The 14,909-nt window shown below is 72.7% G+C and carries 16 protein-coding genes; 12 read left to right on the top strand and 4 right to left on the bottom strand.

From position 1 onward, the window contains the following. The first annotated feature begins 32 nt into the window (after positions 1-32). The 4 genes from DB033_RS02805 to DB033_RS02790 all read left to right on the top strand — a co-directional run bounded on the left by DB033_RS02805 (position 33) and on the right by DB033_RS02790 (position 2,924). A complete protein-coding gene (locus DB033_RS02805; protein ID WP_111767187.1) occupies positions 33-467 on the top strand; it encodes a VOC family protein in 435 nt (144 codons plus the stop codon). A gap of 204 nt (positions 468-671) precedes the next feature. Beyond that, positions 672-866 carry a 50S ribosomal protein L28 gene (gene rpmB, locus DB033_RS02800; protein ID WP_111765358.1) on the top strand — a complete coding sequence of 65 codons (195 nt, stop codon included), beginning with the start codon at positions 672-674 and terminating at the stop codon, positions 864-866. A gap of 210 nt (positions 867-1,076) precedes the next feature. Next, positions 1,077-2,534, top strand: coding sequence for a DUF2252 domain-containing protein (locus DB033_RS02795; RefSeq protein WP_205843816.1), 1,458 nt, complete (start codon positions 1,077-1,079; stop codon positions 2,532-2,534). A 27-nt stretch (positions 2,535-2,561) separates the two neighbouring features. Continuing rightward, a complete protein-coding gene (locus DB033_RS02790; protein WP_111765357.1) occupies positions 2,562-2,924 on the top strand; it encodes a VOC family protein in 363 nt (120 codons plus the stop codon). Here DB033_RS02790 and DB033_RS02785 read toward each other — a convergent pair. After that, positions 2,909-3,703, bottom strand: coding sequence for a uracil-DNA glycosylase (locus DB033_RS02785; RefSeq protein WP_111765356.1), 795 nt, complete (start codon positions 3,701-3,703; stop codon positions 2,909-2,911). The two genes, DB033_RS02790 and DB033_RS02785, sit on opposite strands and share 16 nt — an antisense overlap. A gap of 34 nt (positions 3,704-3,737) precedes the next feature. Between DB033_RS02785 and DB033_RS02780 the strand changes: the two genes are divergently transcribed. The 4 genes from DB033_RS02780 to DB033_RS02765 all read left to right on the top strand — a co-directional run bounded on the left by DB033_RS02780 (position 3,738) and on the right by DB033_RS02765 (position 5,797). Next, the gene (locus tag DB033_RS02780) at positions 3,738-4,403 is read left to right on the top strand and encodes an NAD-dependent epimerase/dehydratase family protein (protein ID WP_111765355.1); all 666 of its coding nucleotides are present in this window, start codon (positions 3,738-3,740) and stop codon (positions 4,401-4,403) included. After that, positions 4,400-4,828: a helix-turn-helix domain-containing protein gene (locus DB033_RS02775; protein ID WP_205843619.1), complete on the top strand. Its 429-nt coding sequence runs from the start codon at positions 4,400-4,402 to the stop codon at positions 4,826-4,828. The genes DB033_RS02780 and DB033_RS02775 overlap by 4 nt, the downstream gene beginning before the upstream one ends. A gap of 38 nt (positions 4,829-4,866) precedes the next feature. Then, entirely contained in the window at positions 4,867-5,280 is a 414-nt protein-coding gene (locus DB033_RS02770) for a VOC family protein (RefSeq protein ID WP_111765354.1), read from the top strand. A gap of 79 nt (positions 5,281-5,359) precedes the next feature. Further along, on the top strand, positions 5,360-5,797 hold the full coding sequence (locus tag DB033_RS02765) for an NUDIX hydrolase (protein WP_111765353.1): 438 nt from the start codon (positions 5,360-5,362) through the stop codon (positions 5,795-5,797). A 61-nt stretch (positions 5,798-5,858) separates the two neighbouring features. Here the strand turns inward: DB033_RS02765 and DB033_RS02760 are convergent, their stop codons facing one another. Next, on the bottom strand, positions 5,859-6,977 hold the full coding sequence (locus DB033_RS02760) for a branched-chain amino acid aminotransferase (RefSeq protein WP_420814019.1): 1,119 nt from the start codon (positions 6,975-6,977) through the stop codon (positions 5,859-5,861). A 47-nt stretch (positions 6,978-7,024) separates the two neighbouring features. Beyond that, a complete protein-coding gene (gene gcvT / locus DB033_RS02755) occupies positions 7,025-8,128 on the bottom strand; it encodes a glycine cleavage system aminomethyltransferase GcvT (RefSeq protein ID WP_111765351.1) in 1,104 nt (367 codons plus the stop codon). Between the two features lie 136 nt (positions 8,129-8,264). Between gcvT and DB033_RS02750 the strand changes: the two genes are divergently transcribed. Further along, on the top strand, positions 8,265-9,716 hold the full coding sequence (locus DB033_RS02750) for a leucyl aminopeptidase (protein WP_111765350.1): 1,452 nt from the start codon (positions 8,265-8,267) through the stop codon (positions 9,714-9,716). Between the two features lie 66 nt (positions 9,717-9,782). On the opposite strand, the gene DB033_RS02745 is transcribed toward DB033_RS02750, so the two are convergent. Next, complete coding sequence (locus DB033_RS02745) at positions 9,783-10,124, bottom strand: hypothetical protein (protein ID WP_111765349.1); 342 nt, start codon at positions 10,122-10,124, stop codon at positions 9,783-9,785. Positions 10,125-10,375: 251 nt separating this feature from the next. Here DB033_RS02745 and lpdA point away from each other — a divergent pair, with 251 nt between their 5' ends. The 3 genes from lpdA to DB033_RS02730 all read left to right on the top strand — a co-directional run bounded on the left by lpdA (position 10,376) and on the right by DB033_RS02730 (position 14,683). Next, positions 10,376-11,746, top strand: a complete 1,371-nt coding sequence (gene lpdA / locus DB033_RS02740; RefSeq protein ID WP_111765348.1) for a dihydrolipoyl dehydrogenase — start codon at positions 10,376-10,378, stop codon at positions 11,744-11,746. A gap of 144 nt (positions 11,747-11,890) precedes the next feature. Continuing rightward, a complete protein-coding gene (gene sucB / locus DB033_RS02735) occupies positions 11,891-13,792 on the top strand; it encodes a 2-oxoglutarate dehydrogenase, E2 component, dihydrolipoamide succinyltransferase (RefSeq protein WP_111765347.1) in 1,902 nt (633 codons plus the stop codon). 3 nt (positions 13,793-13,795) lie between these two features. Then, positions 13,796-14,683: a TIGR01777 family oxidoreductase gene (locus DB033_RS02730; RefSeq protein WP_111765346.1), complete on the top strand. Its 888-nt coding sequence runs from the start codon at positions 13,796-13,798 to the stop codon at positions 14,681-14,683. Positions 14,684-14,909 lie beyond the last annotated feature (226 nt).

The following is a 14,909-nucleotide window of genomic DNA, read 5'->3' as shown; positions in this document are numbered from 1 at the left end:
GCGACGCGGGGTCCCGGCCTACCGTGGTCCGGATGGAACCGCGTCTGAGTCTGATCAGCCTGGGGGTGGCCGATCTGGCGGCGACCCACCGCTTCTACGTCGACGGTCTGGGGTGGCCGGCGGCGCTGTACGTCCCGGGTGAGGTGCTGTTCGTGCAGATCGGGCACGGCCTGCTCCTCTCGCTGTGGGACCTGGATCACATGGTCGCCGAGGTCGGTCCGGTGGGCTCGGGCCCGGCGCCGGTCACGCTGGCCCAGAACCTGTCGTCGGAGACCGAGGTTACCGAGGCGCTGGCGGCGGCGGTCGCGGCCGGCGGGACGCTGCTGGTGCCCGGCGCCCGCCGCGACTGGGGCGGCTTCTCCGGCTACGTCGCCGACCCGGACGGCTACCGGTGGGAGATCGCCCACAACCCGGGCCTGCGGGTGGACGACGACGGCACCGTGCACATCGGGCCGGTCGACGGCTGAGCCCGGCCCGCGACGATGAGGCCCGCCACGATTTGGCCCCGCCCGGCGGGCCCGGTAGTCTGGGAGAGTTGCCCTGCACGTGAGGGCGGTGCTCGTGTGTCCGCTGCCTGCCGGTGGTGACTCCCGGCTCGTACGACCAACCAGAACAGAGCCGTCCGGTGCCACAACACCGGGCGCTTCCGAGAACGATAGGGGCAAGGCCAGATGGCTGCCGTTTGTGATGTCTGTGGCAAGGGCCCGGGCTTCGGGATGAACGTCTCGCACTCCCACCGTCGGACCAACCGGCGCTGGAACCCGAACATCCAGTCGGTCCGCGCGCTCATCGCGCCCGGCACGGTGCGCAAGGTCAACGCCTGCACCTCGTGCGTGAAGGCCGGCAAGGTCGTCCGCAGCGCCTGATCCATCCCCGCTTCGACCGGAGACGGTGACCACCCCGGTGGTCACCGTCTTCTGTCGTTTCCGGCCGGACGCCCCGGAGCCGGCCGGGGTCCGCACGCCACCGGGCACCGGGGTGGGCCGCGGCGACACCGGCCTGATTGACTGACCCGCGTGACTGACGTCGAGCCGGGTGACGCCCCTCCCACCACACCCACTCCCGCGGCCGGGTCGGTGACCGGAGGTTCCGCGTCCGAGGGCACCCTCACCGGCCACGTGGTGCTCGCCACCGCCGACAGCAACGCCTTCCAGTCGCTGCGCCGCACGCCGACCTCGCGCGAGGAGCGGTTCCGGATCGGTCGCGAGCTGCGCCACAAGGTGCCGCGGCAGACCCTGGGCTATTGGAAACCGCCGTCGAACCGGCCCCACCCGGTCGACCTGATCACCGAGTCCCACCAGGGCCGGCTGGACCACCTGATCCCGATCCGGGTCGGCCGGATGGTCGCCTCGCCGTACGGATTCCTGCGTGGCACTGCGATCGTGATGGCCGACGACGTCGCACGGCTGCCGTCGACCGGCATCTTCCCGGTGGTCTGCGGCGACTCGCACCTCGGCAACTTCGGTTTCTACGCCTCCCCCGAACGTGACCTGGTGATGGACCTCAACGACTTCGACGAGGCGCACCCCGGCGCCTGGGAGTGGGACCTGCGGCGGCTGGTCGCCAGCATCTGGGTGGCCGGTCGGCACAACGGCTTCTCCGAATCGCACTGCGAGTCGTCGGTGGAGTCGTGCGTGCGGGCCTACCGCGAGGAGGTCGGGCACCTGTCCGAGCAGCCCCTGCTCAGCCGCTCCTACGAACGGGTCGACGTCGACCGGCTCAACCAGACCACCAGCAACCGGACGCTCCGCGGGGAGATCGAGCGGGCCGCGAAGCGGGCGCAGCGCCGCACCAGCGACCGCGCCCTCCCCCGCTTCGTCACCGAGGAGAACGGACGGCGCCGGATCATCGAGTCCCCGCCCCTGCTCACCCGGGTCGACGAGCGCGACTTCGAGCTCATCGCCGCCGGCCTCGACGAGTACCTCACCACGGTCACCGGGCACTGGCAACGCGTGCTGGGCGGCTACACCATCGTCGACATCGCGCACAAGGTCGTCGGGGTCGGCAGCGTGGGGCTGCGCGCCTACGTGGTGCTGCTCGAGGGCAGCAGCCCCGACGACGTCATCTTCCTGCAGCTCAAACAGGCCCGGCGGTCCGTGCTGGCCCGTTTCGTGCACGGCACCTCGGCCTGGCACGCGCACCAGGGACAGCGGGTGGTGGAGTACCAGCAGGCCCTGCAGACGGTCAGCGACCCGCTGCTGGGCTGGACGACCGTCGACGGCCGCCAGTACTACGTCCGGCAGTTCCGCAACATGAAGGGCACCGTGCCGTTGGACGCGGTGGACCACGACGGTATGCGCGATTACGCCGACGTCGTGGGGCACCTGCTGGCCAAGGGGCACGCCCGCACCAGCGGCGCCTCGATGATCGCCGGGTACGCGGGCCGCAGCGGGCGGCTGGACGACGCGCTGTGCCAGTTCGCCCGGCTCTACGCCGATCAGACCGAGGCCGACCACCACGAACTCGAACGCGCCGTCAAGCGGGGCGTGCTGCCGGTGGAGTACCCGTCGGGCGGCACCGGTTTCCGCAACTGAGCCGGACCCATCACGAGAGGACAGCGCGTGACCGTCAATCTGGAGCAGATCGTCTTCGACGCCCGCGACGCCGCGGACCTGGCCGCGTTCTGGGCCGCGCTGCTGGAGCAGCCGGTCGACCCCGGGGCCAGCGCGGCCTTCGCGTCGGTGGGGCGGACCGGCGCGCTGCCGCTGCCCACCCCGTTCCTGTTCATGCAGGTGCCCGAGGAACGTGGCGGCAAGAACCGGGTCCACGTCGATCTGGACTCGGCCACCCCCGAGGAGGACGTGGCCCGCGCGGTGCAGCACGGCGCCCGCCGGCTCGACGACCACGACGAGTACGGCACCCGCTGGACGACGCTGGCCGATCCCGAGGGCAACCTCTTCGACATCGTCTACCGGGCGTCCTGATCGGCCAGCTCCACGGCGCGGCGGAACACCGCGTCGATCATCGGCGGGGTCAGGCGGCCGGTGAAGGTGTTCTGCTGACTCACGTGGTAGCACCCGAGCACCGTCACCCCCGACGGTAGCGGCACCTCCACGCCGTGCCCGAACGGCACCGCCGGTGCCGGGACGGCCATCCCCGCGGCCCGTAGCGCGGGCCACAGCGCCGCCCAGCCGAAGGCGCCCAGGACGACGACGGCCCGCAGCGTCGGGCGGCTCAGCCGCAGCTCCTCCACCAGCCACGGGGCGCAGGTGTCCCGCTCCCCGGGGGTGGGTTTGTTCGCCGGCGGGGCACAGCGGACGGCCGGCACGATGCGGGAGCGGAACAGGGTGAGGCCGTCGTCGGCGCTGACGCTGGTGGGCTGGTTCGCCAGGCCCACGCGGTGCATCGCGGCGTAGAGGAAGTCCCCCGACCGGTCACCGGTGAAGTTGCGGCCGGTGCGGTTCGCCCCGTGCGCCGCCGGCGCGAGCCCCACGACGAGGATCTCCGGATCCGCCGCCCCGAACCCGGGAACAGGCCGCCCCCAGTAGGTCTGGGTGAGGAACGCGCGCCGTTTGACCGCCGCCACGTCCTCCCGCCAGGTCACCAGTCGCGGGCAGGCCCGGCAGACGCTGACCCGGGCGCTGAGCTCGGCGACGTCGCCGGCGGTCGACGCCAACGCCGCGACCTCCGCCGGGGTGTGCGCGACCGGGGTGTCCGGCGACGCCGGGTCCCCCGGCCAGCCGGTTCCGGGTGCGACGGGCATCCTGGCAGCGTAGGCCCCGCGGTACGGTCACCCGATGCGAGTGGTGGTGTTCGGCGCGACCGGGATGGTCGGGCAGGCGGTCCTGCGCGAGTGCCTGGCCGACGGCCGCATCACCGAGGTGCTCACGGTCGGTCGCCGGCCGGCGCCGCAGCAGCACCCGAAACTCATCCAGCTGGTGACGCCGGACCTGTTCGACCTCAGCGGGATCGCCGACCGGCTGGTCGGTCTCGACGCCTGCCTGTACTGCCTCGGGGTGTCCTCGGTGGGGATGAAGGAGCCGGCCTACCGGCGGGTGACCTACGACCTGACGATCTCCATCGCGGGCGTGCTGGTGCCGCGGAACCCGGAGCTGGTGTTCGAGTACGTGTCCGGCGAGGGCACCGACAGCAGCGAACAGGGCCGCACCATGTGGGCCCGGGTCAAGGGCGCCACCGAGAACGCCGTGACGGCCCGCCCCGGCGGCTACGCGATCCGCCCGGGCTTCATCCAGCCGCTGCCGGGAGTACGGTCCAGGACCCCGCTGTACGCGGCGCTGTACCGGCTCAGCGGGGTGCTGTACCCGGTGCTGCGGCGGTTGATCCCGTCCAAGCTGCTCACCTCCGACCAGCTCGCCCGGGCCATGGTGCGGATCGCGATCGAACGGCCGCAGCAACGGATCTGGAACTCGGCGGACCTGGCCGCGCTGGCCGGCCGCCGGTGAGCAACCCCGCCGAGGAGGCCAACCGCCGCCTGCTGCGGGCCCGGGACGCGATGGACGCCCGCTACGCCGAACCGCTCGACGTCCCCACCCTGGCCCGGATCGCCCTCACCTCCCCGGCGCACTTCAGCCGGACCTTCCGCGCGACCTTCGGCGAGACGCCGCACCGCTACCTGCAGCGGCGGCGCGTGGAGCGGGCGACCTTCCTGCTGCGCGAGACCGACCACTCGGTGACCGACATCAGCCTGGCGGTCGGGTTCTCCAGCCTCGGGACGTTCAGCCGGACGTTCACCGACATCATCGGCAGCACGCCCACCGGCTACCGGGCGGCCGCGACACCGCTGGCCGTGCCGCCGTGCCGGGTGCGTGTCGCCACCCGTCCGACCGGAGCAGTTCCGGAGAAGCGCCCGGCCGACCCGGCCTCCTAGCGTCGGGGCATCATCCGCACGAATTCCGGGAGAACCCCATGCTGAGCGCCCTGACCATCACCGGACTGCACGTCCTGGACCACGAGGAGGCCCTGGACTTCTACGTCGGCAAGCTGGGCCTGGAGGTGGGCACCGACGCCGACCTCGGGTTCATGCGGTGGCTGACCGTCCGGGTCCCCGGCGATCCGGACCGCGAGATCATGCTCGAGCTGCCCGGTCCGCCCGCGATCGACGACGCGACGGCCGCGACCGCCCGGCAGCTGGTCACCAAAGGCGGCGCCGCCGGGTGGCTCATCTTCCGCACCGACGACGTGTGGGCGACCTGGCACGAGCTCAGGGCCAAGGGGGTGGAGATCACCGAGGAGCCGACCCGGCAGTCCTACGGCCTCGACTTCGGATTCCGCGACCCGTTCGGCAACGCCATCCGCATCGGCAGCCGCACCGACCGCTGAACCGGGAGCCCCCGGCCGCCGCCCGGCGCCCGGGCAGGTCACGCCGGGGGCCCCGCCGGGGATGTGGTGCACTGACGCGATGACCGACATCCGCATCGGCGCCTACGGCGTGATCATCGTCGACGGCTCGATCCTGCTCACCCACTGGCACGACGGCGGCGCCTGGACGCTGCCGGGTGGCGGGCTCGAGCTCGGCGAGGAGCCCACCGAGGCGGCGATCCGGGAGATCCGGGAGGAGACCGGCCTCACCGCCTCGCTGGAGCGGCTGCTGGGCATCCACACCGTGGTCATCCCCGGTGAGCGGCGGTTGAACGGCAGCGGCGTCGCGCTGCACGCGATGCGCGTGGTCTACCGTGCCTCGGTCGAGCCGGGCGAGCTGGTCATCGAGGTCGACGGCAGCAGCGACGACGCCCGGTGGGTGCCGTTGACCGCCCTCGGCGACCTCCCCGTGGTCGACCTGGTGCACCTCGCACTGGAGCTGGACCGCAGGGAGCCGCCGACCGGCTCTCTCGGCTGACGCGGGTCCCGGTTCCCGCCACCGCCGCCACCCGGGCGTCGGCCCGCGAACCCACGGGGGCTCAGGAGATGCGGTGCATCCACCCGTGGGTGTCCGGCGCCTCGCCGCGCTGCAGCGCGACCAGCGACTCGCGCAGCTTCATCGTGACCGCCCCCGAACCGCCGTCACCGATGGTGAAGCCGCCGCCGGCGTGCTTGACCGAACCGACCGGAGTCACGACCGCGGCGGTGCCGCAGGCGAAGACCTCGGTGAGATCGCCGCTCTCGACACCCTTCTCCCACTCGTCGGTGGAGATCCGGCGTTCGGTGGCGGTCCAGCCGTTCTCCCGGGCCAGCGCCAGCAGGGAGCGGCGGGTGACCCCGGGGAGCAACGTGCCGGAGAGCTCGGGGGTGACGATCTCCACGTGCCCGGTGCCGTCGGGACCGGGCGAGCCGAAAACGAAGAACAGGTTCATCCCGCCCATCTCCTCGACCCAGCGGCGCTCCACGGCGTCCAGCCAGACCACCTGGTCGCAGCCCTCCTCGGCGGCCTGCGCCTGGGCGGCCAGCGACGACGCGTAGTTCCCGCCGGTCTTGGCGAAGCCCATCCCACCCGGGGCGGCACGCACGTACTCGGTGGACCACCAGACGCTGACGGGGTGCACACCGTTGGTGAAGTAGGCGCCGGCCGGCGAGGCGATGACCGCGTAGACGTAGCGGTTGGCCGGCCGCACGCCGAGTCCGACCTCCGCGGCGAACATGAACGGCCGTAGGTACAGCGAACTCTCACCGCCCGTCGGCACCCACGCACGGTCGGCGGTGACGAGCTGGTGCAGCGACTCGACGAAGACGTCCTCGGGGAGCTCGGGCATGCCGAGCCGGCGCGCGGAGGTGTTGAGCCTGGCCGCGTTGACGTCGGGCCGGAAGGTGGCCACGCCGCCGTCGGGCTGGGCGTAGGCCTTGATGCCCTCGAAGATCTCCTGCGCGTAGTGCAGCACCATCGTCGCCGGGTCCATCGTGAACGGCGCGTAGGGCACGACACGGGCGTCGTGCCAGCCCTTCTCGGTCGTCCAGTCGATGATCACCATGTGGTCGGTGAAGTACCGGCCGAAGCCGGGAGCGGCCAGGACGGCCGCGCGCTCGGAGTCGGGCAGCGGGGCCGACGACGGGGTCTGGGAGAACGCGAGGGACATGGTCGTCACCTTATCGCCAGATGGTAGGAAGCCCTACCGTTGTGGACGGGCGGCGGTCAGCGGACCCGGGACGGCACGAACGGCGGCTTGACCAGCCGCGCGGCGAGCGTGCGGCCCCGGACGTCGACGGTGACCGCGTCGCCGGCCCCGAGGCCGCTGACCGCGTCGACCAGCGCCAGTCCGATGCCCTTGTTCAAGGTCGGCGAGTGGGTCCCGGAGGTCACCTCACCCACCGGACGGTCGTCGTGGACGAGGACCTGGTGCGCGCGCGGGATCCCGCGGTCGATCATCTCCACGCCCCACAGCAGCCGGGACGGTCCGGCGGCCTTCTCCCGGATCAGCGCGTCCCGTCCGAAGAACGCCTCCTTGGACCACCCGACCGCCCAGCCCGACCGCGCCTGCACCGGGGTGATCTGCGGCGACAGGTCCTGCCCGTGCAGCGGGTAGCCCATCTCGGTGCGCAGGGTGTCCCGGGCGCCCAGGCCCACCGGCAGCCCGCCGCGGGCGGTGACCTCGGCGAGCAGCGCGTCCCACAGCGCCGGGGCGACCTCGGCGGGTGGCAGCAGCTCGTAGCCGTGCTCGCCGGTGTAGCCGGTCCGGCAGATGCGCACCGGCATCCCGTTCCAGTTGCCGTCGGCCCAGGCCATGTAGTCCAGCGCCGCCGGCAACCCGACCGCGGCCAGCACCTCGCCGGACAGCGGCCCCTGCACGGCCAGCACGCCATAGGCGGTGTGCAGGTTGGTGACCGTGACACCCGCGGGGGCGTCGGCGGCGATCTCGGCGACGACCAGGTCGGCGTTGGCCGCGTTGGGCACGAGGAACACCTCGTCCGGACCGACCAGATAGGCGATGAGGTCGTCCACGACCCCGCCGGTCGGGTTGCAGCACAGCGTGTACTGCGCCTGCCCCGGCCCGATGCGCGCGAGATCGTTGGTCAGGCAACGGTTGACGAAATCGGCGGCGCCCGGCCCCACCACCGACGCCTTGCCCAGGTGCGAGACGTCGAACAGGCCCACCGTGGTGCGCACCGCGTGGTGCTCCCCCACCACCCCGCCCCCCGGGTAGGAGATCGGCATCGACCAGCCGCCGAACGCGGCCATCTTCGCGCCGAGGGCACGGTGGGCGGCGTCCAGGGGGGAGGTCTGCAGCGCGGCGGTCATGCCCGCTACGGTATCCACCCCGCGCCGCCCGGACCGAACCCAGCGACCGCGGGCTGAGTAGCGTGAGGCTGCCGCGCCGGCGTTCACCCGACGCCCCGTCCCGCGGCGGACCCACACCCGTCCCCGAGGAGCCCCCATGACCGAGTTGTCCCTGTCCACCGCGAACCCGGTCGACGCCGCCGTCGACGCCCTGGTGGTCGGGCTGCACCCGGACGGTGACGGCGTCGCCGTCGCCGACGAACGGCTCGCCGACAGCGCCGCCGCGTTCGCCGGGGTCGGCGCCACCGGGAAGGCCGGCGAGGTCGTCCGCATCCCCGCCCCGGCCGGTACCGGCGCGACCAGCCTGGTCGGCGTCGGCCTCGGCCCGGTCGACGCCGTCACCCCCGAGAAGGTCCGCCGGGGCGCCGGTGCGGCGACCCGCGCGCTGGCCGGTGTGGCCACCCTGGGCAGCCTGCTCGGCGCGGTCGACCTGGCCGCAGCGGCCGAGGGCCATCTGCTGGGCGCCTACCAGTTCGACCGGTACAAGACCCCGGCCAAGGCCACCGCCGGCACCGTCACGCTGTTCGTGACCGACGCCGGCGACGCCGCCGAGGCGATCGTCCGCCGGTCGATGATCGGCGCCGAGGCCGTGGGCCTGGCCCGCGACCTGATCAACACCGCCCCCAACGACCTGCCGCCCGCCGTGTTCGCCGACCGCGCGAGCGCCGCCGCGAAGGAGGCCGGGCTCTCGGTCGAGGTGCTCGATGAGAAGGCGCTGGCCCGCGACGGCTACGGCGGCATCCTGGGCGTCGGCAGCGGCTCGACCCGGCCGCCCCGGCTGGTCCGGCTGGCCTGGACCCCGGCGAACCCGGTCAAGACCGTGGCCCTGGTCGGCAAGGGCATCACCTTCGACTCCGGCGGCATCTCGATCAAGCCCGCCCAGAACATGGACCACATGACGTCGGACATGTCCGGCGCCGCCTGCGTGGTGGCCACCGTGATCGCCGCCGCCGCACTGCGACTGCCGGTCGCGGTGATCGCCTACGCCCCGCTGGCCGAGAACCTGCCGTCCGGGTCGTCCTACCGTCCCGGTGACGTGCTGACCCACTTCGGCGGCAAGACCGTGCATGTCCTCAACACCGACGCCGAAGGCCGCCTGGTGCTGGCCGACGCGATCGTGCGGGCGACCCGCGACGAGCCCGACTACCTGATCGAGACCTCGACCCTGACCGGTGCGCAGCTGGTGGCCCTGGGCAGCCGCACGATGGGCGTCATGGGCTCCGACGCGTTCCGCGACCGCGTCGCCGAGCTGGCCCGGGCGACCGGCGAGGGCGGCTGGGCGATGCCGCTGCCGGAGGAGCTGCGCGAGGGACTCGATTCCCAGGTGGCCGACATCGCCAACGTGGCCGGCGACCGCTTCGGCGGGATGCTGGTCGCCGGGCACTACCTCAAGGAGTTCATCCCCGAGGGGCTGCCGTGGGCGCACCTGGACATCGCCGGTCCGGCCTTCAACACCGGCAAGCCCCACGGGTACACCGCCGCCGGTGGCACCGGGGTACCGGTGCGCACCCTGCTGGCCGTGCTCGAGGACATCGCCGCCGAGGGCTGAGCGTCGCGCCCGGGCGGCGGCGGACCACCCACGGTCCGCCGCCGCCCCGGGGTCGCGGTGCCCGCGTCAGCCGCGGGCGTCCCGGCGTTTCTGCACGGTCTGGCGGCGGGAGTAGTCCCGCATCCGCTGCGGATATCCGACCACGGTGGCGTCGTAGATCGGCAGCGCGTGCTCGCGGGCGAACTTCTCCGCCTCCTCGGGTGAGCGCACCGGGCGGCGGGTGAACTCACCGTCGGAGGCGACCAGCATCATCGTCGGCACCTGCATCGTCGTGCGTGGCTCGGTGAAGATCTCGATGCCGTGGCGGGTGCTCATCCACTCCACGAAGTGCTCGGCCGCCTCCCGCTCGACGTCCCTGGCCTCCGACGCCGACATCCCGTCCCGGCGCTTCCGTCGGAACCACGCCATGGTCCACCCCCTCGCTCGTCGTACCGCGTCCTGCGCCCCAGTGTCGCCCATCGGGCCGCCGCCCGGGGGCGATCCGCACCCGACCGGGGCAGGTCGCGTCACCCGGACGCGCGCCCCCGGGCGTCCGGACGCGCGCCCTCGTCGCGACGCTGTGGGTAAAGGGTGCCAAGATGGTCGTCGGAGTCCGCGGGCCGGCGTTCCACACAGGATGCGCGCCGCCGACTCCCTGATTCAGAGGAGTTTCTACGACGATGACGGATGCGAACTTCGACCTGGTGATCCTCGGCGCGGGTTCCGGTGGCTACGCCGCCGCCCTGCGGGCCGCAGAACTCGGACAGTCGGTCGCGCTGATCGAGAAGAACAAGGTGGGCGGCACCTGCCTGCACTGGGGCTGCATCCCCACCAAGGCGTTCCTGCACGCTGCCGAGGTCGCCGACAACTCCCGCGAGGGTGGCCAGTTCGGTGTGAAGTCGACGTTCGACGGCATCGACCTGCCGTCGCTGCACGCGTACAAGGACGGCATCATCGCCCGCCTGTACAAGGGCCTGCAGGGGCTGATCAAGTCGCGCAAGATCACCGTCGTCGAGGGCGAGGGCCGCTTCGAGGGCGGCACCACGGTCTCCGTCGGGGGCGACCGCTACACCGGGAAGAACGTCATCCTCGCCAGCGGCTCCTACTCCCGCACGCTGCCCGGCCTCGAGCTCGGCGGCCGCATCATCAGCTCCACCGAAGCCCTGAACCTCGACTACGTGCCGAAGTCGGCGATCGTCCTCGGTGGCGGCGTCATCGGCGTCGAGTTCGCCTCCGCGTGGCGCTCCTTCGGCGTGGACGTGACCATCGTCGAGGGCCTCCCCCGCCTGGTCCCCGTCGAGGACGAGTGGGCCTCCAAGCTGCTGGAGCGCGCCTACCGCAAGCGCGGCATCAAGTTCTCCACCGGGGTCCGGTTCGCCAAGGCCGTCCAGGACGACACGTCGGTCACCGTGAGCCTGGAGAACGGCAAGGAGTTCACCGCCGACATCCTGCTCGTCGCCGTCGGTCGCGGACCGGCGACGGCCAACCTCGGGTACGAGGAGGCGGGCGTGACGATGGACCGCGGCTTCGTCATCACCAACGAGCGGCTCGCCACCAACCTCCCGAACGTCTACGCGGTCGGCGACATCGTCCCCGGACTGCAGCTGGCGCACCGCGGCTTCCAGCACGGCATCTTCGTGGCGGAGGAGATCGCCGGCCTCGCGCCGCGCGTGGTCACCGACGCGAACATCCCCAAGGTCACCTACTGCGACCCCGAGATCGCCTCCGTCGGCATCTCCGAGGCCAAGGCCAAGGAGCTGTACGGCGAGGTCGAGACGCTGGTTTACGACCTCGGCGGCAACGGCAAGTCGCAGATCCTCAAGACCTCCGGCGGCATCAAGGTGGTCCGCAAGCCGGGCGCGGAGGTCGTCGGCATCCACATGGTCGGCGCCCGCGTCGGCGAACTGGTCGGCGAGGCCCAGCTGGCCGTCAACTGGGAGGCCCACCCCGACGACGTCGCTCCGCTGATCCACGCGCACCCGACGCAGACCGAAGCCCTCGGCGAGGCGTTCCTGGCGCTGGCCGGCAAGCCGTTGCACGTCCACAACTAGGTCGCACCACTTCCGGGTAGCGTCCTGGCGACCCTCCCGGGTCGCCGGGCGCGACCCGGCCACGAGTCGACGAACCCGGGCGCCGGGACACCCGCTCCGCCGCCCACAGCAGCCACCAGTACATCGAGGTAGGAGATCCGCCGAATGTCCCAATCAGTACAGATGCCGGCGCTGGGTGAGAGCGTCACCGAGGGCACCGTGACCCGCTGGTTGAAGAGCGAAGGCGATTCGGTCGAAGTCGACGAGCCGTTGCTGGAGGTGTCGACCGACAAGGTCGACACCGAGATCCCCTCCCCGTTCGCGGGTGTGCTGGAGAAGATCCTGGTCGCCGAGGACGACACCGCCGAGGTCGGTGCGGACCTCGCGATCATCGGTGACGGTTCCGGCTCGGGCTCTGCCGGTGGCGACGCCCCGGCTGCGGAAGCCCCGGCCGAGGACGTCCCCGAGGTCCCGTCCACGGATGCGCCGGCACCGGGTGAGGCACCGGACGCCAAGGCCCCGGAGCCCGCCGAGGCCCCGCCGGCGGCCCCCGCCGGTAACTCCGGCGGCTCGGGCTCCGGCACCCCGGTCAAGCTCCCCGAGATGGGCGAGTCCGTCACCGAGGGCACCGTCACCCGCTGGCTCAAGGCCGTCGGTGACGACGTCGCCGTCGACGAGCCGCTCGTCGAGGTGAGCACCGACAAGGTCGACACCGAGGTCCCGTCGCCCATCGCGGGCACCCTGCTGTCGATCACCGTGGGCGAGGACGAGACCGTCCAGGTCGGTGGCGAGCTCGGGATCATCGGCGACGCCGGTGCCGCACCCGCGCCCGCACCGGAGCCGGCGAAGGCCCCCGAGCCCGCCGCCGCACCCGCCCCCGCCAACGCCGCGGCGCCGAAGCCCGCGGGTGGCGCTCCCAGCGACGTCCCGTCGCCGACCCCGGCCAAGCCGCACGACCCGGCCCCGCGCGACGCCGAGCCCCCGGCCCCGGCCGCACCCGACCGCGCCGCCTCCCCGGCGGAGGCCCCGGCCGTCGCCGGGGACAAGCCCACTGCGCCTCCTGCCGCCAAGGCGAACTGGCAGCCCGCGCCCAGCACCGGCGGCACCTACGTCACCCCGGTGATCCGCAAGCTGGCGTCGGACAACGGCATCGACCTGGGGTCGGTCACCGGCACCGGTGTCGGCGGCCGCATCCGCCGCGAGGACATCAACGCCGCCGTCGCGGCGAAGGCGGAAGCGGCGTCCGCCGCCGCGCAGTCCGCGCCGGCCGAGGCCCCGGCCGCCGCGTCCGCGCCGACGTCGCCGGCCGCAGCGAAGGCCGAGCCGACCGAGGCCGCCAAGGCGCTGATCGGCACCACCCAGAAGTTGCCGCGCATCCGCCAGGCGATCGCCAAGAACATGCTGCACGGCCTGCAGACGGCCGCTCAGCTGACCACGGTGATCGAGGTCGACGTGACCCGGATCGCGGCGCTCCGGGCGAAGGCCAAGAGCGGCTTCGCGTCCCGGGAGGGCGTCAACCTGTCGTTCCTGCCGTTCTTCGTCAAGGCCGCCATCGAGGCCCTGAAGCTGTACCCGGTGATCAACTCGTCGCTGTCCGACGACATGAAGGAGATCACCTACCACGGCAGCGTCAACCTCGGCATCGCCGTCGACACCCCGCGTGGCCTGCTGGTGCCGGTCATCAAGAGCGCCGACGACCTCAACATCGGCGGCATCGCCCGCAAGATCGCCGATCTCGCGGCCCGCACCCGGGACAACAAGATAGGCCCGGACGAACTGTCCGGCGGCACCTTCACCGTCACCAACACCGGTTCGGTCGGGGCGCTCTTCGACACCCCGATCTTCGTGCCGCCGCAGTCGGCGATCCTGGGCACCGGGGCGATCGTCAAGCGCCCCGTCGTGGCCAAGGACGCCGACGGCAACGAGGTCATCGCCATCCGCTCCATGTGCTACCTGGCGATGAGCTACGACCACCGCAACATCGACGGTGCGGACGCCTCGCGGTTCCTGGGTGCGCTCAAGGCGCGCCTCGAGGCGGGCGATTTCGCCGCCGACCTCGGTCTCTGACGGATGCCGACCCTGGTAGCGGCGGGCGCGAGCGGGTTCCTGGGGAACCGGCTCGTGGCCGCCGCCGCGGACCACGGCTACGACGTGGTCCAGCTGGTGCGGCGGGCGCCGGCGTCGGCGTCGGAGGTGCAGTGGGACCCGGACAACGGGACGCTGGACCGCTCGGTGCTGGACGGCGCGGACGCGGTGGTCAACCTGTGCGGCGTGCCGCTGAACCACCGCTTCTGGACCGACGAGTACAAGACGCTGATCCGGACGTCGCGGGTGCTGCCCACCCAGCTGCTGGCCGCCGCCACCGCGGAGACCGGCGTCCCGACGTTGCTCAACGCCTCGGCGGTGGGCTTCTACGGTCCCCGCGGCGACGAGGTCGTCGACGAGACCGCTCTGGTCGGTCAGACCTTCACCGCCGGTGTCTGCGCCGACTGGGAGTCCGCCACCGCCGACGCCACCCGCGGTGGCGTGCGGGTGGTGAACCTGCGTACCGGGCTGGTCCTGGGCTCGGGCGGGGGCCTGCTGCCGGTGGTCAGGACGGTCACCCAGGCTTTCCTCGGCGGCCGGCTCGGCTCGGGGAAGCAGTACTTCCCGTGGATCTCGGTCACCGACTGGGTCGACGCGGTGTTCTTCCTCCTCAAGCACCCGGAGGTGTCCGGGCCGGTCAACCTCACCGGCCCGGACCCGGTCACCAACGCCGAGTTCACCAAGGTGCTCGGCCGCGCCCTGCACCGGCCGGCCCCCTGGATCGTCCCCGAGTTCGCCGTGAAGCTCGCCCTCGGGGAGTTCGCCGGTGAGGTGGTGAACGGCCAGCGCGCCGTCCCGGCCAAACTGGAGGACGCCGGGTACGTGTTCAGCCACGCCACGCTGCCCGAGGCGCTGCGCGCCGAACTGCGCTGATCCGGTCCTGATCGTCACGACGGAGCCCGCCCCGCCCCTCCGCGGGGCGGGTTCCGTCGTGGGGTCCCGGAGTCAGCCGGCGCAGGGCGGTTCGCCCTGCGGGTGGGTGGGGTTCCGCGGGTCTTAGGTCGTCCTCACGTCCCGCCGCCGCTCCCGGTTCCGTCCGAAGTCCGTACCGGCCGGCGGGTTGGTCCTCGGGCGGCGCGATCCGCTGGTCGACGTCCGC

Source organism: Nakamurella deserti (assembly GCF_003260015.1).
Taxonomy (GTDB): domain Bacteria; phylum Actinomycetota; class Actinomycetes; order Mycobacteriales; family Nakamurellaceae; genus Nakamurella; species Nakamurella deserti.
Note: the sequence above shows the minus strand (reverse complement) of the source record. Positions and strands in the feature narration are given on the sequence as shown.